16 protein-coding genes and 1 pseudogene are annotated in these 18724 nt (G+C 44.7%); 12 read left to right on the top strand and 5 right to left on the bottom strand.

All coding sequences use genetic code 11. The annotated features are described in order from the left end of the window. The first annotated feature begins 216 nt into the window (after positions 1-216). The 3 genes from J2Z18_RS29035 to J2Z18_RS29025 all read left to right on the top strand — a co-directional run bounded on the left by J2Z18_RS29035 (position 217) and on the right by J2Z18_RS29025 (position 3368). Positions 217-1530: an ABC transporter substrate-binding protein gene (locus J2Z18_RS29035; protein ID WP_210095704.1), complete on the top strand. Its 1314-nt coding sequence runs from the start codon at positions 217-219 to the stop codon at positions 1528-1530. An 88-nt stretch (positions 1531-1618) separates the two neighbouring features. Then, on the top strand, positions 1619-2515 hold the full coding sequence (locus tag J2Z18_RS29030; RefSeq protein WP_100085266.1) for a carbohydrate ABC transporter permease: 897 nt from the start codon (positions 1619-1621) through the stop codon (positions 2513-2515). A 19-nt stretch (positions 2516-2534) separates the two neighbouring features. Next, a complete protein-coding gene (locus tag J2Z18_RS29025) occupies positions 2535-3368 on the top strand; it encodes a carbohydrate ABC transporter permease (protein ID WP_007131474.1) in 834 nt (277 codons plus the stop codon). Between the two features lie 600 nt (positions 3369-3968). Here the strand turns inward: J2Z18_RS29025 and J2Z18_RS29020 are convergent. Then, positions 3969-5036, bottom strand: coding sequence for a hemolysin family protein (locus J2Z18_RS29020; protein WP_007131473.1), 1068 nt, complete (start codon positions 5034-5036; stop codon positions 3969-3971). A gap of 64 nt (positions 5037-5100) precedes the next feature. Continuing rightward, complete coding sequence (locus tag J2Z18_RS29015) at positions 5101-6411, bottom strand: hemolysin family protein (RefSeq protein ID WP_210095703.1); 1311 nt, start codon at positions 6409-6411, stop codon at positions 5101-5103. Positions 6412-7259: 848 nt separating this feature from the next. Between J2Z18_RS29015 and J2Z18_RS29010 the strand changes: the two genes are divergently transcribed. From J2Z18_RS29010 to J2Z18_RS28995, 4 genes are all read left to right on the top strand, one after another. Continuing rightward, positions 7260-7700, top strand: a complete 441-nt coding sequence (locus tag J2Z18_RS29010; RefSeq protein ID WP_007131470.1) for a hypothetical protein — start codon at positions 7260-7262, stop codon at positions 7698-7700. Between the two features lie 93 nt (positions 7701-7793). Next, entirely contained in the window at positions 7794-8066 is a 273-nt protein-coding gene (locus tag J2Z18_RS29005) for a DUF2277 domain-containing protein (RefSeq protein WP_007131469.1), read from the top strand. Positions 8067-8357: 291 nt separating this feature from the next. Then, positions 8358-9803 carry an erythromycin esterase family protein gene (locus tag J2Z18_RS29000; protein WP_210095702.1) on the top strand — a complete coding sequence of 482 codons (1446 nt, stop codon included), beginning with the start codon at positions 8358-8360 and terminating at the stop codon, positions 9801-9803. A gap of 272 nt (positions 9804-10075) precedes the next feature. Then, positions 10076-11014 (top strand): phosphotransferase, encoded by a 939-nt coding sequence (locus tag J2Z18_RS28995; RefSeq protein WP_007131467.1) that lies wholly within the window; start codon positions 10076-10078, stop codon positions 11012-11014. A gap of 39 nt (positions 11015-11053) precedes the next feature. Here the strand turns inward: J2Z18_RS28995 and J2Z18_RS28990 are convergent, their stop codons facing one another. Both J2Z18_RS28990 and J2Z18_RS28985 read right to left on the bottom strand, forming a co-directional pair. Further along, positions 11054-11713 (bottom strand): AlkZ-related protein, encoded by a 660-nt coding sequence (locus J2Z18_RS28990; protein WP_007131466.1) that lies wholly within the window; start codon positions 11711-11713, stop codon positions 11054-11056. A gap of 12 nt (positions 11714-11725) precedes the next feature. Continuing rightward, positions 11726-12112 (bottom strand): VOC family protein, encoded by a 387-nt coding sequence (locus J2Z18_RS28985; RefSeq protein WP_007131465.1) that lies wholly within the window; start codon positions 12110-12112, stop codon positions 11726-11728. Between the two features lie 894 nt (positions 12113-13006). On the opposite strand from J2Z18_RS28985, the gene J2Z18_RS30695 reads away from it, so the two are divergent. Next, entirely contained in the window at positions 13007-13288 is a 282-nt protein-coding gene (locus tag J2Z18_RS30695; RefSeq protein WP_306436993.1) for a GNAT family N-acetyltransferase, read from the top strand. 227 nt (positions 13289-13515) lie between these two features. On the opposite strand, the gene J2Z18_RS28975 is transcribed toward J2Z18_RS30695, so the two are convergent. After that, entirely contained in the window at positions 13516-14370 is an 855-nt protein-coding gene (locus J2Z18_RS28975; RefSeq protein WP_007131464.1) for a helix-turn-helix domain-containing protein, read from the bottom strand. A 106-nt stretch (positions 14371-14476) separates the two neighbouring features. Between J2Z18_RS28975 and gap the strand changes: the two are divergent. From gap to J2Z18_RS28955, 4 genes and pseudogenes are all read left to right on the top strand, one after another. Further along, positions 14477-15477: pseudogene (gene gap / locus J2Z18_RS28970) on the top strand (type I glyceraldehyde-3-phosphate dehydrogenase). A gap of 517 nt (positions 15478-15994) precedes the next feature. Continuing rightward, positions 15995-16678 (top strand): response regulator transcription factor, encoded by a 684-nt coding sequence (locus J2Z18_RS28965; RefSeq protein ID WP_007131461.1) that lies wholly within the window; start codon positions 15995-15997, stop codon positions 16676-16678. Beyond that, positions 16679-17680 (top strand): sensor histidine kinase, encoded by a 1002-nt coding sequence (locus J2Z18_RS28960; RefSeq protein ID WP_040739517.1) that lies wholly within the window; start codon positions 16679-16681, stop codon positions 17678-17680. Positions 17681-17781: 101 nt separating this feature from the next. Further along, a complete protein-coding gene (locus J2Z18_RS28955; RefSeq protein WP_007131459.1) occupies positions 17782-18720 on the top strand; it encodes a VanZ family protein in 939 nt (312 codons plus the stop codon). The last annotated feature ends 4 nt before the right edge of the window (positions 18721-18724 follow it).

Here is an 18724-nt window from a genome sequence, read left to right as displayed (position 1 = left end):
GATTCGTCGGTGTTCCAGCCGGCGGATATTGTATATCATGGACTCACCACATTCATGTAAGTGCTTACAACATTGGGTTTTCAGTCTAAAAGTAGACACGGTACCGTTAATCTACAGTAAAATCAGTTTTTAATCAACGCTTTATTAAAGCACTGTGCTGCAGAACAGGGCAAGGGATAAAGCATAGGCGAGATTTACGAATGGGAGGGTCTTCAAGTGTTCAAACATTTTAAACGACTGGCTTTACCGCTGGTAGCAGCTTTGCTGCTGGGTGTAGTATCGGCGTGCTCCGGATCTTCAGGGAAGGAGGGAGCATCAGGCACGGATCAGACGGCTTCAGGTAAACGGGTAACGATTACGGCTTGGCATGGTGCATCCGGAGAAAGCGCGAAATTTTTAGACAATATCGTTAAAAAGTATAACGAGTCGCAGTCAAATGCCACGGTGAAGCTCGTGTTCGTGGATACGGACAATATGGTGACCAAGTTAACGGCAGCAGCTGCAGGCAAGGCTTTGCCGGAAGTCGGGATGCTGATGTGGCCGATGTGGCTGGGACCGCTGAAGGATGTCGTCAAACCTCTGGATGAATTTATCCAGGCCGAGCCGGACAAGTGGAACGAGGATGACTTCCTGAACGGTCTGATTGACGGTAACGTGAGATTTGACGGGGTGACCTACGGCATTCCGATTGAGACGAATAATCGTGCACTCTATTATAATAAGAAGCTGTTTAATGAAGCGGGCGTTACACCGCCGAAAACCTGGGATGAGCTGGTCGAAGCGGCACAGAAGCTGACGGACCCGGCTAAAAAGAGATGGGGAATGTCCCTGCCAACGACACAGGGCGGAGCGTTGGATGCCGCCTGGGCACCCTTTTTGTGGCAGGCCGGGGGCGAATATGTCAATGCAGAAGGTACGGAACTGCAGTTTAACGGAGAAGGCGGTAGAGCCGCAACCCAATTTTTCGCTGATCTGATCAACAAGCACAAAGTGGCCAGCCTGTCGCCGCCGCAAAACGGATTTCAATCCGGCATGATCGCGATGAGCATTACGGGACCATGGTCTATTCCAACCCTGAATGCCAACGAAAAGCTGGATTATGGCATTGCGCCGTTGCCTGAAGGAACAAAGGGCAAGGCGACGATTTTGGGCGGCACGAACAATTTTATTTTCAAAACAACTCCGGAAAAGGAAAAGGCGGCCTGGGATTTTCTAACCTGGTTGTCCACGCCGGAAAACACGGCTGAATTCGCGGTCGGTTACGGTTCGATTCCGATTCGCAAGAGCAGTTCGGATATCGCTGCTTGGAAGGAATTCGTCAAGGAGAATCCGGACATTCAGGTTCACATCGACGGGTACCAGTACGGCAGATATCAGCCTTTTAACGTGCTCACCCTTACGGAGATCACCGAGGTTATCACTTCGCATATCGAAGCTGCCATGCATAACAAAGAAACGGCCGAAGAGGCCATGCAAAAAGCGTACGAGGAAAGCAAACCGTTATTAAAAACATGGTCTTCATCTAAATAAGCTCGTGTAGGAGGGAGATGGGGTGAGAAAAGCGGCATCCGTCTCCTTCCCTCTATTCTTGATTAAGCGTGTGCGAGGTGGTGCAAACATGAAAAAGTTTAAACGTATATTCGGCAAGGATGCGGCAGTTGCATGGATGCTGATCGCGCCAAATGTTGTCTGGATCGCCGTATTTACGCTGTTCGCCATATTTTATTCGTTTTATTTGAGCTTTACAGAGGTTGATTTGTTCGCGAATCAATTCACGCTCGTGGGGCTGGACAATTACAAGCAATCCTTTGCGGATCCCGTATTCACGAAATCCATCGTCAATACAACCGTATTTACGATATTTACGGTAGCCTTCTCCATGAGCATTGCGATCGTGGTGGCCGTGCTGCTTAACAGCAAAATCAAAGGCCGAAAGCTGATGCGAGCGGCATTTTTTCTGCCATCCATTCTGCCAGTAATCGCCGTGGCACAGGTATGGATTTGGATTTATGAACCGAGCTACGGGCTTTTGAATTTTTTTCTGGAGAAAATCGGGGTCGGAAATCCCAATCATCCATTTCAATGGCTTGTCTCGCCGGATACGGCAATGCTGTCCGTCATCATTTTCTCAATATGGAAGTCGTTTGGCTATAACATGGTCATTTATCTGGCTGCGCTGCAGGGCGTTCCTAGATCCCTGTACGAAGCTGCGGAAATCGACGGTGCGAATGCCGTCCAGAAATTTTTCAGGATTACGATTCCAGGACTTCGACCAGCCACATTTTTTATCTTGATTACATCGATCAGCGGTTCCTTCCAGACCTTTGGCGAAATTTATGCCTTGACGAACGGCGGGCCGATGAACCAGACAAATATGATCGCTTACTATATCTACCAATATGCGTTTGAGTTTTTCAAAATTGGCAGGGCTTCAGCGGTGAGTGTTCTGCTATTTATTTTGCTGTTCGCTATCACAATCTGGCAGTGGAACTCGTATCAGAAGAAAGAGGATTGAGTTGTAGGAGGTTTAACGGATGAGAAGACCAACACACATGATCGGGATGCTTATGGTTTACGCGATCCTGCTTTTGACGGTCGTGACGACCCTGCTGCCATTAGTATGGATGATCACGACTTCAATCAAAACACCGGGAGAGGTATTCGTGTACCCACCCAAGTGGATTCCTACCGAATTTGCCTGGTCCAACTACACAACGGCTTGGGAAATGGCTCCCTGGAATAAGTACTTTTTTAATACCGCTTTATATACGGCGAGTACCGTGACAGGTGTTCTGATAACGTCGGTCGCAAGCGGATATGCCTTTTCCAAGCTGGAGTTCAAGGGGAGGAAAACTCTTTTCCTGGCTTACATCGGAACAATGATGGTACCTTCGCAGGTAACGATCATTCCCGTATTTATCATTTTGTCGCAAATGAACTGGGTGGATACGTATTCGGGCCTAATTATTCCTGGCCTTACGAGCGCCTTCGGCTGTTTCCTCATGCGCCAGTTCATTACGGGCATCCCGACGGAGCTGATCGAGTCGGGCTTAATTGAAGGCGGGGGGCATATGCGTATTCTGGCTTCGATCGTGACGCCGCTTTTGAAACCGGCCGTGGCGACCCTGGGGATTTTCACGTTTATGGGGACCTGGAACAATTTCTTCTGGCCACTAATCGTCACGAATAGCGATGAACTACGCACCGTACAGGTAGGACTCAGTTCCTTTCAGAACCAGTACGGAGACGGCGATTGGGGGGCGATGATGGCCGCTGCGACCATGGTCAGCGCTCCGGTGCTCATCCTTTTTCTTGTCGCCCAGAGGTACTTCATTGAAGGCATTGCGATGACGGGGATCAAGGGGTAGCTGCAACGGCAGGATACGGGAACGGATCCATCAGCTCGTCGAATGCAAGATAAGCAAATAAGGTAAGACGACAAGAACAAACACGCCTAGTAGCCGCATAGTTGCGGCTATTTTGTATTTGGTTGCGATAAAATCCGGAATTCTTCTAACCACAATCAGGACTGGAAGGATTTGAATTGGCGTTCGGATTTTTCATCCCCTACGAAATCGTAACAAGAATATGCTTTTGCACCTATGACGGCTTGGATGTTGTTCCAGCTGCAAGATGATGAGGAAGCAGGAGCGGTCTTCATTGGAGAGGCAGCGGAAATATTAAGTATTTCTAACTGGCAAAATATTGAAAAGAACAACTGATATTTATTGAGGAAAACAAGAAAGAGAAGAATTTGATGAAAAAGAGAGTAAGGACAGCAAGATTAAACACCAATAAAAAGGATGTTCTCCAATGAAAATGGGAAAATTGTGGAGTATGGGTGGGGTAGCCAGACGTTTCGATGCTTTACCATTACCAGTGCCCCATCCCTATGATAAAAATAACGTCAACCGCCCATAACGGGCTGATTGACGTTTAATATTGTTCATTACGCAGTAAGACTGGAATCAGCCCTGAAGAGCTGGCAGGCTGCGGCCTACCGATTCGTCACGAATGTCGCCGACGATTTCTTCCAAAATATCCTCCATCGTCACAAGTCCGACGATTTGGCCAGAAGCATCGGTCACGGCTGCCATATGAACCCGCGTCTGCTGCATTTTGAGCAGGACGTCCCGAATGGAGGCCGTGTCCGCGAAACGCGGCATGTCGTAGATGAACCGCTCCACGTCGGATTCCTTGCCGGCTGCAATGCTAGTGAGCATTTCCTTGGTATTGATAAATCCGACAAAGTGATCCGTCGAATGTTCATCCACGACCGGATAGCGGGTAAAATCATAGTTGTCCAGCAACTGGATCAGCTCGTTCAGCGGCATTCCCTTACGAACGGTCACGATCTGGTCGCGGGGGATCATAATTTCCCGCAGCAATCGCTCGTCGAAGGCAAAGATATTGTTTAAATAGGCCCGTTCCGTCTGATTGATTTCGCCGCTTTCGTAGCTTTGATCCACGATCCATTTCAGTTCTTCCTCGGAGTGAACCGATTCATGTCCAGCCGGCTTGACGCCAACCATGCGAAGGAGCAAGCGGGCCGCGCCGTTAAGAGCGTGAATAAACGGATTCATGACCTTTCCGAACCAATACAGAGGTCCGGCCAGCATTAGCGTCATTTTCTCCGCAAATTGGATGGCTAGCGTTTTTGGAGCCAGCTCGCCGATGACAACATGCAAAAACGTAATGATAGACAGGGCAATGATATAGGATAGTGCCGTTGCAACCGCCGCTGGCACATCGAATCGCTCGAAGAGGGGATGCAGCATGCGCTCCACGGTCGGTTCGCCTAGAGCACCAAGCACCAGGGCTGTGATCGTAATGCCAAGCTGGCAGGCAGACAAATAATAATCCAGGTCGCCCGCGACTTTCTTCGCAACCGTCGCTTTTTTGTTCCCTTCGGCAATCAGTTGATCCATTCTGGACATCCGCACTTTTAGAATGGCGAACTCGGCACCGACAAAGAATGCGGTCAGTCCGATGAACACGGCTACCAGAAACAGGTTTAATGCAATTATACCGTCCAATAATTTCCCTCAGGCGAGGGATTCACCTCCACAGGTAGATTGATTATAGCGATTGCTCGTTGGTTCAGATGGTAGGTTCCATTTGTTTTAACCGGACTTGCTTGATTTGCAGCTGGTCCGTTTCGGCGACGGTCCATACATAGCCGCCGAACTCGATTTCATCCCCGTTCTGCACTGTCGTGCCGCGTTGATACTGAATCCAGCCCGCGATCGTGTCCATGCCGCCGGTATCCTGGAAGATCATCCCGAATTGCCGCTCCAGGTCCTCCAGCAGGACGCGGCCGTTGATCAGGTATTGATCACCAACGATCTTTCGGATGTCAGCCACCTCATCGGCATCGAACTCGTCTCGGATTTCCCCGACGATTTCCTCCAATATGTCTTCCATCGTCAAAATACCGGCCGTGCCTCCGTACTCGTCGATAACAAGCGCCATATGCACCTGCTCTTGCTGCATCTTCAGCATAGCTTCCTTGATTGGGGTCGCCTCAAAGATATAGGGGATGGTGCGTACGAATTCCTCAAGATTGCGATGGCGTCCGCAAACGATATGCGGGAGCATTTTCTTCACGTTGACGACGCCGATGATGCGGTCCTTACTGCCTTCCTCGATGACGGGGTAACGAGTGTAATTATTCTCGTCCAGGATGGAGACGATTTCTTCATACTTCATATCCTTGTCCAGCGTCACAAGTTCGGTTCTCGGCACCATGATATCTTTTGCAACTCGTTCGTCAAATGCGAATACGTTCTCCATGTAGGCCAACTTCGTTTGATTGATCTCGCCGCCTTCATAGCTCTGGGTCATGATGATACGAAGCTCCTCCTCGGAATAATGCTCCTCATGCCCCGCCGGCTTAATGCCGAATCGTCGCAGAAGGACGCGTGAAGCTCCGTTCAACGCCCAGATGAAAGGGTACATGATCTTGCCGAACCAATATAGCGGGGCGGAGAGAAGAAGGGTCAACTTCTCAGCAAATTGGATCGCCAGCGTCTTCGGCGCCATCTCGCCTACGACGACATGAAGGAATGTCACGAGGATGAATGCGATCGCATAGGATACAACCGATGCTGCGGCGTCCGAAACGTTGAGAAGGTCGAATATCGGGTACAGCAGCCGTTCAACGGCAGGCTTGCCAATGGCCCCGAGCCCCAGGGCGGTAACGGTTATGCCCAGCTGACATGCGGACAGATAGTAGTCCAGGTCGCTCGCGACCTTTTTGGCGGTGACCGCTTTCCGGTTGCCTTCAGCTATCAATTGATCAATTCGCGACATCCGGATCTTCACGACGGCAAATTCCGATGCGACGAAAAATGCGGTCAATCCGATCAAGACAACGAGTATGATTAAATTTGTAACGGTAATAATGTCCAATTAATTCCCTCAAATTTGAGGGATTCACCTCCAGATTGAAATACGGCTATTCGGATACGCACGATTCAATGCTGGTTCGGCTCCATTGCAAGCCACGAAAGGAGGTAGCTTGAAAAAGTCCCAACCACTCAAGCTGCTTGGCCGAACCGAGCAAAAAGCTTGTCGGCAGTCGCTTCTGAAACCGTTTTAGTTCCGGAGCTTGATCCATTTGCAATAACGCCTTCCCAATGTACTACCTCCTTCCTGTTTGTAATTATGATGGTTGGCTACAAAGCATAATTTGCTGCATTCGTAACCATACAGTATTACGTTATAGTCTGCAGTTGGTTTCATGAATTGTTCCTACACAATGCCCCGCTTGGCTTTTCCGACGCATCAATACCCATTCCTAACTCTTTGAACCAGGAATCAGCTTTGGCTGAAAAGTGATTTTGAGAAGTTTACCAACGAATGAATCCTGTCTCTATCTCTTTAACAAGCAATAACCTTCAAAGATAAGGGCTGATTTAACTAATTTCTTTCCTTTTCATAATTTAACAAGAATGTTACAGTCAACAAGAACGAGCATTCCGATTTAGAGATGAAAAGTGTAGGGGATATCTTTAAGTGCTAAGAAGGTTGATGAATATTCTTCATTTAAGATTTATCCAACAAGGGTCACATATGATGTGCTTGCCGCTGCCAGGCATTAACCAGCACTCGATGTGTTTCTAAGAGAGGGCAGAGGGCGCTTATGGACAATTACTTGGAAAGCAATCAACGCGGCTTTATCGTCAGGTGTTTGCCGAAATTTCCGATTGAAAAAATGATGCAACTACTTAACTTAAGAATGGAAGAAGGTAGAGAAAATGATCCGAGAAATTGAAGAGCAATTCACTGAAGAGATCCTTGCCGAAGCAATAAAGCGATATGACATTAATAGAGACAATATTCGTTCAATGGGCGGTTATGAAAGCTTTGTTTATGAATACCATAAAAACAATGCATTTTTCATATTGAAAATCTCACATACAATTAGAAGATCAATAAATAATATACGGGGGGAAATTGAATTTTTAAATTTTTTGTCGAAAAAAGGACTGGCAGTTTCAAATGCTCTTCCATCGACCAGAGGTAATATGGTTGAAGAAATTGCTGCAGAAAATGGTTCGTTCCTAGCCATTTCATACGAAATGGCTCTTGGAAAAGAAGTGTCGGATGAAGATTGGAATGAATCGCTTTACGAAAAATGGGGCGAATGTTACTCGCGTTCGTTCCTTTACAAAGTCCGCGTTTTGCTTCTTTTTTAATATGAAAGGGTTGAGGAACTATTTGAATGAGCAAACTATGTTATGCTGGATACATCAAAGTGCGTTCATTACAAGAAAGGGGTTTAGTATGCCATGTGCCGAAATATCAAGACCTTATTTAATTTCGACCCGCCTGCGACGGATGAAGAAATTCAGGCTGCAGCGCTGCAATTCGTAAGGAAGCTCTCGGGCTTTAACCGTCCTTCCAAAGCGAACGAAGCAGCATTTAACCAAGGGGTGCAAGAGATTACCATCGTTGCAAGGCAGCTGCTGGATTCTTTGGTGACTCAAGCTGAACCCCGCAATCGAGAGGTTGAGATCGCTCGGGCCCGGGCACGAGCCGCTAAGCGATTCGGGGAATCTTGAGCGAAAATAGACGGAATCTCATTGGAGATTCTTCGTGTCGGGAACAAGATCATGATCCCATTGAAAGTCGCTAATTTAGCGGCTTTTTTGTTTTATCGGTACAAGTTCTTGTCCCGATTGCCGTAATGAATAAGAACATTACCCGATTGCCGATTAGATATGCATAAACTACATTTCACTTCTCTAGATCATTAAGCTGAAAGGCAGGATTACTCAATAAAATTATAGAATACCTAATATGGGATTTGATGTTAGGAAGATAAATCCCCTATAGAGAGGAGAGTTGCAACAATGAGGCGGCGATTATATTTAGCATGGATAACCGTTATATTGATATTACTTACTGCTTGTTCTAGTCAACCAAATGATCTAACGAATAAACTAGAAAAATATGCTGTACCCGTTAAGCAATTGACGATACCCGATGGTGTCCAGATTATTGGTTTAGGCGAAGCGACCCATAACAATGCTGAATTTCAGTCTGTGCGGCTTGATGTATTTAAGGTGCTTGTCGAAAAGTATGGAGTTCGCACATTGGTATTGGAGGAGGAATTTGCGGGTTTTGAATTAATGAATCGATATCTTTCTGGCGAGGACATAGAGTTGAAAGATGTGTGGGAAGACTGGATTCCGATGTACCACACACAAGAGATGGCTGCGTTATTCAATTGGATGCGCGAATATAATCGATCCGCATCTAGTGAAGAACAGTTGCAATATTGGGGCATGGATGTTCAGCGACCAAACCTAATACAACCCATACTTGACAAGTATTTAAAAGATGTGGATTGTGATCTTTACAGAGAGTTCAGCAGCATTAATGTAAGTGTTGATGACCTTATGGGATTATTTTATCTCTTAGTCGGTGATGAATTAGATTCTGATAGAGATAGAGCATTAACTGCAAGTATGTATAAACGGATACAACATCAATGGAGTCCACTGTTACAGAAGGATGTTCGTCTTATTGAACAATTGATACACAAAATGAATATGAAAGCTGATCATCTTATATCCAAGTCCAGCAAGCAATTGTACGAGATCGCGATGCAGAATATGCTGTCTATATATGCCTACTATTCGTCGATAAATGATTCTTTAATACGAGATTATAGTAAAGGTTATGGTTTCTTACACTTTATTTCACATTCGCAGAATCGCGATACAGCCATGAAGGAAAAAGTGGATTGGATTATAAATCAAGCAAACGGGCCGATACTAATCGCAGGGCATAATGGACATATCGCTAAAAAGATTAAAGCGTCAGGAGACTATTTTGTTAAAATTGCAGAAGATAAAGGGATTAGTATAGATAACGAAATGCTAGAAATTACATATATCGGAGAACAATTAAAGAAAAGTTATGGTGATGCATATTATACAATTGGAACATCCTTTAATGAGGGGGTATTAGCAGCAGACTCAATGATACGATCGGATAAGAATCCGCCTTCATTAACCGTTCGTATCGACAACATATTACTGAATTCATTCATGAAGTTGCCAGAGGATGCTTATTTCTTGGACTTTGATCGTGCAATGCAAGATAAGCAATTAAAGCGAATACTCACGAAAGAGATGTTGAAGATGCCTCATATCGGAAGCCTTAATGGTGTTGATTTGAATGATCCTAATTCTCGCAACTCGGACGATTATCAATTTGAAATGAATTTAGATGAAGCATATGATGCTTTGATTAATTTTAGACATGCCAACCTGTTTACACCTTATAGATGATACCGGGAAACTAACGGGAAACGATAATTAAATAAAGAAAAGAAGGCAGCTGACAATGAATTGGGGCGCTGTCATTATCCTTCTATGCGTCGATATATTAGCAATTAAGCTAACAGAAACGTAAGTTGAATAAGGCTTAAAAATGAGCAGGCTACAGTTGCCTGCTCATTTTATTAAAGTTACGGGAAGTAGAGTTTCATTATAAACGTACTATCCAAAATAGTGTGTGATAAACTATTAGAAGCACGACGCTTGGAGGGATAAAGGACACAATGGAAAAATCTGCAGTTATACAAGCAGAGCGAATAGCATGCGATTTTCTTCAGGAACAAGTAAAAAGTTCATATCAAATTATAGGTAAAGGCATCATAAATCAAATTTTCGTAGTCGAAACGGAGAGTCATAAAGTTGTTGTCCGGATGAACAATAAAGATACATTTCAGAGCTTTATCAAAGAAAAGTGGTGCATCGAGCAGGCAGCCGCAGTTGGCGTTCCAGGACCTAAGGTGTTGTCCATTGGTATAGTTGATGAAACCGCATTTATGATTCAAGCCTTTATTGAGGGAGACAACGGGGTAGACAGTACTGTTCCCAAGTCTGATATTTGGAGAAAACTAGGCGAATATTCCAAGCGTATTCATTCTATTCAAGTGAGAGGATATGGAGGGGATCTGTTTGATCCAGTCCACGGTGAGTTTCAGTCACCTACTCATGCCGGATCAGACGGCAGTTGGCAAGGGTATGTGCAATATAATATCAATTGTTTGAATGAGCATGATCGTTTGATTGAGCTTGGAGTAATTACTCCGATGGAATCGCAGAGAGTAAAAAAACTGTTTGAAAATTTGAAGAATACATCGTTTCACTTCGGCTTAAACCATGGAGACATGTCTTTGAAGAATACAATTGTCAATCAGGCAAAGCAAGTTATATTACTGGACTGGAATCCAGAAGTAAGCGTGGTACCGCATGCAACTGTTGCTCAAATGATACATTATCAAATCTTAAGACTAGAAGAAAGTGCAAATGTTGAGGAATTTAAAGCGTTTATGGACGGGTACGGAATAAGTGAAAAAGACCTACCTGAAACGAGGCATTTGCTACTATTAAGGGCTTTCGATAACCTAAGGTGGGCTATTGATCGAAGCCCTGATCTGATCGATCCCTATGCTGCGTTTGCAAAACAAGTCATCAACATGATTATGGATTAGCAAAAAATGATCGGTTGATGATGCGTCATAGAGGCGGAGTCAGAGAGCTAGTTTCTTTGCAAAGAATCTAAAAGATTTCTCAGAGCAAAATTCGGATAATTCCGATTTCAACCGAATCCTCGCATCATCGACGAGTACATCTTCACTTCTTGCCTGAATCGAGCTCAACCATAATTCCGAAGGTTGGTAGCACATACTGTTCCAGCCTGAATTATCTTCATTTTGTTTTGCTGCTCCAGTGATAACGACATCACCATAATTCTGTAGTTCAACCAGTGACGTTTCATATTCTTTTTTGTTCTCTTTTTTATCCAAACCGGTCAATTTCCGCAAGTTTCGCGAATCGATATTTCCATGCTCGCACAAGACTTTATAGATATGATACGCAGTTCTTGATATCAGACCGTCATTATAACGTACTTCAATGGTTTTGCCGGATGATAGGAGGGACCTGACTATGGGAAAATAATCGGTTTGAATGAAGCAGGCCTTATCACCAAAAAACTTTCCATATGCAGCAACACCGTCTTGGACAATCCGAATACGCCACAACCATGGATCCGTACCGGATCCTGAATGCCAGTCGTTATGATCCGCCGCAGCTGTCAACGATGGATAATCTGGGATAAACGCTGCGAACGGAATAATCTTATTTTTTTCTACTAATTGGACAAATTCTTCATAACTTATAGTACTCATTCAATACACCCCCTACTCCATAGGAATTTCATGATACAACTCGATCAAGTTTCCTGCTGGATCTCTGAAATTTAAGCTTCTAATCCCATATTGCCTTGAAACCGGCTCAGATATAAAGTTTACCTTTCCCTTCAATTCGAGAAATGACTTGTCTACGTCATTCACTTGAAAGACGATGACTGTCCTATCATTAAAGTGATCGTCTACAGAGTAAGATTCGTTGATCGCTTCGGCCATGGATTTTCGGTCAAAAAGGGCCAGAGTAGTGTTACCTGCATTGAAATCAGCATATCTTCCTTCCTCTGTTCCCCAAATGGGTTCCAACCCCATTACATCTCGGTAAAAAATAAAACATTCCTTAAAGCAATCTACAAGCAAGCGAGTGTGAGTTAGTTCCATGCCAATGGCCTCCAGACTATTTTGGAATAATTCGGTAATGAATCCTTATAAATATAACATTAACTGGGCTTAAGTGCTAATACATGTTCTAACACTCACATATCACCTCCTAGTACTTTATTTAAGTGATAAGAAAATAGGTGGGCTGGCACTTCAAGTGATTCATGTTTCCTGTTCACTTCATTACTTAACGAAAGTTAACGAGAATCTAAAACTTAGTATAGATTAGGATAGTGACAACTTCTGTCATAGTCATAAAGATACGGAGCTGATCGCATTTATAAATTCAAATGGGTCATGGAATTGATGAAGACCGTCAAATTTTAGAAGTAATACGTGACTCTAAGATACAAAGCGGAAAGAAAGGAAATTATTTAGCTAACGAGCAGGGTAGTTCAATAATTTCTCTCGAATTCTCTACATATGTGGCTATTTACGAAGAGCATAGATAGGATGTTATGCGAAACCGGGGCACTTATTTCATTTATATACGCTATTCACAGGTGGTAGCTTATCTATTTCAAGCTAGTTCAATAATGTTAAGTCCTCTCCCTGAGGGTAGCTCTAAAGCCTGCCGTTACAGACAGCGGGTGACCGTACCACAAGTAACGGCAAGTGTTTTGATGATATGGTTTCTGTACCCAAAATGCTATAAATAATGGTTACGAGCTAAACGCAGGGATAGGCAGGATAGCCCAAGAATTCATTGAATAAAGGGAGGGGGGTCAGCTTGGTGGATCAGATTACTCTTCACCGGTCCGATTGCTCTGATGTTGAGACAATTGCAAATTTACGGGCAATAGTACTACATGATGATTTAACAAGGTTAGGAAGATTTAATGAAGAGAGGTTCGCCAACGTTTAAGGGATTCATTTGATCCAAATCATACATGGATCATAAAAGCAGGGCCTAGGTTTATTGGATGCATTGCTTTCAAAACGCTAACTGACGGGTATTTATTAGAGCATTTTTACATCCATCCTGATTTCCAAGGCAAAGGAATCGGCAGCCAAGTATTAACTTATTTCCTGAAACAAGATCATGTCGCAGGAAAACGGGTTACTTTGAATGTTCTTCAAGGGAGCGCGGCTATTCGTCTATATGAACGCTTCGGGTTTGCAGTGGATCGTGAGGATCCCGTTGATATTTTTATGTCTACGGTAGTAGACTCGTAGGGTTCATTTTTCATGACGGAAAACGATAGTTTTAGGACATACTGGCTCCCTTTCGGCTAGAAACTGAAGCTTTGTCTGATGTCTCCATCTTGAATGAGTCATAGCAACTTGTTATTGCACTAACGAAGAACTATAGCGCAACAATTCATTACGGCAGCTGGCCACGTGACCGGCTGCCGTTGTTCGTTGAAGTAACATTAGATTATGAAGAGGAGAATCTTCCTTCATCATTGGGCAGCAGAGAACTTGCGGGAAATTTCCCGATATGCTGTTGGTGACATGCCTTTTTTAGCCGTAAATTGTTTAATGAAGTAAGTGTCATACTCAAATCCGGTAGCTCGTGCAATTTCATTTAAGCTCATGTCGGTATGAGTCAGAAGATTCCCCGCAACCTTCAAGCGGTGCGACATTAAGTAGCCCATCGCTGTGGACCCGCATCTTTCCTGAAACATCTTATTGAGAGAAACGCGATTCAAGTACGCGCACTTTGTTAAATCTTCCAGGGTGATTTTTTTCGAATAATTGGTGTGTATATATTCCAGAACCAAATCCACAGGTGATTGTTCACTGTGACGGTTTAAATGTTCAAGCACTCCCATGATTTGAATAAAATATTTTTTTATTCTACATGCCCAGAGTGCATCGCTTTGCGCATACACTTCCGTGCCAAGCACAAAAAACCACTCCAATAATTGTGGATATGCCTTCTCGGTTATGCGAGGTATGCCCGTTCGTTCAGGAGACTTACGAAACAGCGAAAGACCTGTTTGTATTTTCAAATCGGTCGGAAAGTAATCTGCTGTTTCAGCATGAGGAGTTGAGTTAAGAAAATCCAGATGAAAACAAAATGATGATGCAGAAGCGTTGTGCTTTTCTAATCCTTGTATCGTATCCTCTTCAGACAAACAAAGAATAGCGGGTGCTGAAATGGTGACCGGGCGTTCGTTCAATATCCCTTTTATGCTTCCATTTGTGACAAAAACGAGAGTAAACCGCTCCGGGTAGGGGATATGTGCAAAATCCTCGGCAGCTACAAATTCGATATTTACCGTTCTGTTTTTATGGCGGTCAATTTGTGGCATGGTTCTCACCTGACAGATAGTATAGTTAAATGCTTCACTTATGACAGTGTATCACAAAATTTCAAGGGATATAATTTGGGTATCTGACAGAAAGGTGGTTATGATGATGGCAATCAACATCGCAATTAACGGTTTTGGCAGAATTGGCAGACTTGCATTTCGGCAGCTTTTTGATACGGATGGATATAGAGTTGCAGCCATCAATGATCTTACAAGTCCGCAGATGCTTGCGCACTTGCTGAAGCATGACACACGCAAGGGCGTTATGATGCCAAGATTGGTTATAGTGAGAACAGCTTGAACGTGAACGGTGTGGATATTCCGATTTATACCGAAAAAGACCCCGGAAAGCTGCCCTGGCAGGAACTGAAAATTGACGTTGTTCTGGAATGCACTGGCTACTTCGCATCAAAAAAAGCGTCAGCAGCACATATTGAAGCAGGCGCCAAAAAGGTGCTGATCTCCACCACCGCCGGGAACGATGTTCCCACGATTGTCTTCGGTATCAATGAACATACGTTGTCTAAGAACGATACCATTGTTTCGGCTGCTTCCTGTACGACGAACTGCCTTGCGCCAATGGCGTATTTCTTGAACGAGCTTGCACCACTCAAAAAGGGCTTTATGACCACCATACACGCTTACACAAACGACCAGAATACCTTGGATGGACCCCATCCCAAGATCGACCTGCGGCGGGCGCGTTCTGCAGCGGGCAACATCATTCCGACCTCAACCGGAGCAGCAAAGGCAATCGGGCTAGTGATCCCGTCCTTGGATGGCAAGCTGGATGGAACATCGCAAAGGGTGCCGGTCATGGCGGGCTCACTGACAGAATTAACCGCAGTAGTAGCCGGCTCCGTCACAGCAGAGCAGGTCAACACGAAGATGGAACAGTCCCAGTCGAATGTATATGGCTATACAGAAGAACAGCTTGTCTCGTCTGATATTATCGGCATGACTTACGGCAGTTTGTTTGACGCAACACAGACAAAGGTAACAGAGCTCGGAACAGATACATTGGTGAAAATTGCTGCGTGGTATGATAACGAGAACTCCTTTACCAGCCAGTTAATACGTACCGCAAAATACCTAGCAAAATTATAATGTTTAGCGGGGTTAGAGGATACTAAAAAATGAGCGAATAATCACAAAGCTGCCAAAAGCCATGAAACAGGCATATCGCTGGAAAATGGGGCTGTATCCAAATCGTTCGCATGACATGGGAACATAGCATCTAAAACATAAAAAAGGATCTCAATTTCACTGTATAGAGGGGCTGCCCCATAACGTGAGACAAAATAAAAACACCTTCAAGAGCATGCAATCATGTCGTAAGGCATGGAGACAACTTGGAGGTGTTTTTGCATTGTTTGTTAGGATTTTTTTCAACTCGTGACGATAGAAAGATGAATCGAAAAACAAAAACAAATGTCGGGGGGACAAGAACTGAGCCGATTCCCGATTAGATCAGGATCTCAACTATACCCTTCTCAATTTGCTTCCGAAGTGGACTGCCGTTTTCTTATGGGAACGGCTTTTATTTTTCCTAGTGCGTTGGTAAACTATCAGAATGAAGATGGGGTCATAAATTCAATCAAACGTTAGGATGATCGTTTTGGATATGAAATTCTTGTTAGTGGAAGATGATAAAACAATTGCGTCCGGTCTGGAATATTCGCTGCAGCAAGAGCGCTATTCAACCGTTATCTGCCATGATGTCGCATCCGCAAAACAGGTGCTCGCCGAAGATATCGATCAGTTCGCTTTATGCCTGTTCGATTTGCAGCTTCCGGACGGAAGCGGCTATGAATTGTGCAAGATGGTGAAGGAGCGGCGGGACATTCCGGTCATCTTCTTAACGGTGATCGATGATGAGGTCAATGTCGTAATGGGGCTTGATATGGGAGCCGATGATTATATTACCAAACCTTTTCGAGTTCGCGAACTTCTGTCGCGGATCAAGTCTGTCTTGCGGAGATATCAAAAGCCGTCCCAAACCAAAAACATCATAGACATCGATAATATCCGCATCAACACACTGGAAGGAAAAGTCTTTAAAAACAGTACCGAGATTTCGCTGACCGCTTTGGAGTATCGATTGCTCTTGATCTTTGGCAACCATATTGGACAAGTGCTCTCAAGAAATCAGCTTTTAGAGCAGATTTGGGATGTGGCCGGCGATTTCGTGAACGACAATACGTTAACCGTTTATATCAAAAGGCTGCGGGAAAAGCTGGAGGATGATCCCGGACATCCGACATTGATCAAAACCGTACGCGGCCTGGGATATAAGGTTGGTGATTAGATGCTGCGCAATCGAGAAATAAAGATGTTATTGTTCGTCATGGGTTTAATCAGCTTAGCGGCGATTGTTGGCGCTCTTATGATTTCTCCTGCCGCCACGGCACTCGTTTTCTTTCTATCGATTTTGCTCATTGGCAGCAGCTTATTGTATACGAGATGGAGATACCGCGAAATTGAAAAGCTGTCCGTCTATTTGCGGGAGATTAGCAGCGGCAATGATACCCTTGACGTACGGGATAATCAAGAAGGCGAGCTCAGCATCCTGAAGAATGATATTTACAAAGTGACGCGCATGCTGTCGGAGCACCGGTCGTTGTTGCAGCGGGACAAACTTCAACTCACGGATGCCATCTCCGATATTTCGCATCAGCTCAAAACGCCGCTCACCTCCATGACCGTCATGGCGGACCTGCTAAGCGCCCCTGACCTGCCTCCGGCCAAAAGAACGGAGTTCACCCACCATATTCGCATCCAGCTTGAACGGATCGACTGGCTTGTTTCTTCTTTGTTAAAGCTATCGAAAATGGACGCGAAGACCATCCCATTCAAAAAAGACCGAATACCCATGAAAAGCCTTATCCAAAAGGCATTAGAGCCGGTAATGATTCCGATGGATATTAAGGGACAGACGATTTCCATTGCGGGGGATGACGACGTCTCTTTTGTCGGCGATTTCAATTGGACTGCTGAAGCGGTTATCAATATTTTGAAAAACGGAGTGGAGCATACGCCTGAAGGCGGTGCGATCGCCATCACATTTTCCGAGAACGCGTTATTTACGGAACTCGTCATTGCCGACAACGGAAAAGGCATACCGAAAGAGGATTTGCCTTATATTTTTAAACGTTTCTACAAAGGAAAGAATGCTGGCGAAGGGAGCATCGGCATAGGGCTTGCGATGGCTCACAGCATCATTGCCAGCCAGAACGGCGTGATCGATGTGACGAGCGACAGCGAGAAGGGTACGCAGTTTCGGATTAAATTTTATAAGCACGTGATTTAGCGTCACACCGTAAGTGACTGAATTGTCATCTCCATCGTCACTGAAAAGTCATTTTAGACAGATAAAATGATTTTCATCAGAAGAACGATGGAGGTAAGACAATGCAATCGAAGCAACAACGCAAGAGTATTTTTGCTATTACGATATTTTACACCCTGTTTATTCTATATTTTTTGTTTTTCGCTTTCGGCAGAGTAGGTAAGGCAGATCAAATCAAGGGGTACACCTTTATTTTTTTACCGGACGATTTTTTTAGGCTGCCGGGTCTATCCGACCTTCTACATCCGACATTGATGGACTTTGTGGGTTTCGGGAACGTCGCCGCTTTCATTCCTTTTGGCATATTGATTCCGTTGTTATATCGGACTAGCTTTGTTCGCTTCATGATTCTGTTCATCCTGTCCATTCTCGTGCTGGAGACGATTCAGGCGCTTACTTTTCTCGGCAGCTTCGACATGAACGACGTCATACAGAACTCAACGGGAGCAGCCATCGGATTCGGGGCGTACAAACTTGGCTTTCGCGCGAAAAACATCTGGAGAAATATTGTTGCCGCGGGTATTTTCAGCGTTGTTTTGATGCTCGGGGTGTGGGGGATCTTCGGAATGGTTGACCAAGCGTTCACCAAAGAGATGGGTCCCTTTGTGGCGATAAACGATTTAAGGGATAGTACGGGGAATTCTTCAACAGGACCCCAAACGGCCAGTTTTGAGATGGGTGGTCAAAAAGTGGAACCCCATTATAATGTGTACAGCATTGAAGGTAGAAACAAGGAAACGTACACATATACGTTTGGCAATAAGAAGGAGGTGTACCTCTTCTTGAATTATGGAATTCCCGATCAGAAGGATTCCCGGGGCAGCATTAGGGTCACCGCCGATGGACATGAGTTCCTGACTATATCTGTAGAAGCCGGACGCCATGAGCCGGATATGAGCTCCATTTATCTTCCTCAGGCCAATGAGCTTGCGATCACCATTGAGGGAAATGTAATCCTGTGGGATGTTGGATATCAAGAGATGGTATATAGCTGGAATTGAGCTT

Source organism: Paenibacillus lactis (assembly GCF_017873605.1).
GTDB lineage: Bacteria > Bacillota > Bacilli > Paenibacillales > Paenibacillaceae > Paenibacillus_AQ > Paenibacillus_AQ lactis.
Note: the sequence above shows the minus strand (reverse complement) of the source record. Positions and strands in the feature narration are given on the sequence as shown.

Coding starts and splice junctions, on each gene's coding strand:
- J2Z18_RS28960 (WP_040739517.1), top strand. CDS start 16,679: ATGCTGCGCAATCGAGAAATAAAGATGTTATTGTTCGTCATGGGTTTA.
- J2Z18_RS28995 (WP_007131467.1), top strand. CDS start 10,076: ATGGAAAAATCTGCAGTTATACAAGCAGAGCGAATAGCATGCGATTTT.
- J2Z18_RS28955 (WP_007131459.1), top strand. CDS start 17,782: ATGCAATCGAAGCAACAACGCAAGAGTATTTTTGCTATTACGATATTT.
- J2Z18_RS28975 (WP_007131464.1), bottom strand. CDS start 14,370: ATGCCACAAATTGACCGCCATAAAAACAGAACGGTAAATATCGAATTT.
- J2Z18_RS29010 (WP_007131470.1), top strand. CDS start 7,260: ATGATCCGAGAAATTGAAGAGCAATTCACTGAAGAGATCCTTGCCGAA.
- J2Z18_RS29030 (WP_100085266.1), top strand. CDS start 1,619: ATGAAAAAGTTTAAACGTATATTCGGCAAGGATGCGGCAGTTGCATGG.
- J2Z18_RS28985 (WP_007131465.1), bottom strand. CDS start 12,112: ATGGAACTAACTCACACTCGCTTGCTTGTAGATTGCTTTAAGGAATGT.
- J2Z18_RS29025 (WP_007131474.1), top strand. CDS start 2,535: ATGAGAAGACCAACACACATGATCGGGATGCTTATGGTTTACGCGATC.
- J2Z18_RS28965 (WP_007131461.1), top strand. CDS start 15,995: ATGAAATTCTTGTTAGTGGAAGATGATAAAACAATTGCGTCCGGTCTG.
- J2Z18_RS28990 (WP_007131466.1), bottom strand. CDS start 11,713: ATGAGTACTATAAGTTATGAAGAATTTGTCCAATTAGTAGAAAAAAAT.
- J2Z18_RS29005 (WP_007131469.1), top strand. CDS start 7,794: ATGTGCCGAAATATCAAGACCTTATTTAATTTCGACCCGCCTGCGACG.
- J2Z18_RS29000 (WP_210095702.1), top strand. CDS start 8,358: ATGAGGCGGCGATTATATTTAGCATGGATAACCGTTATATTGATATTA.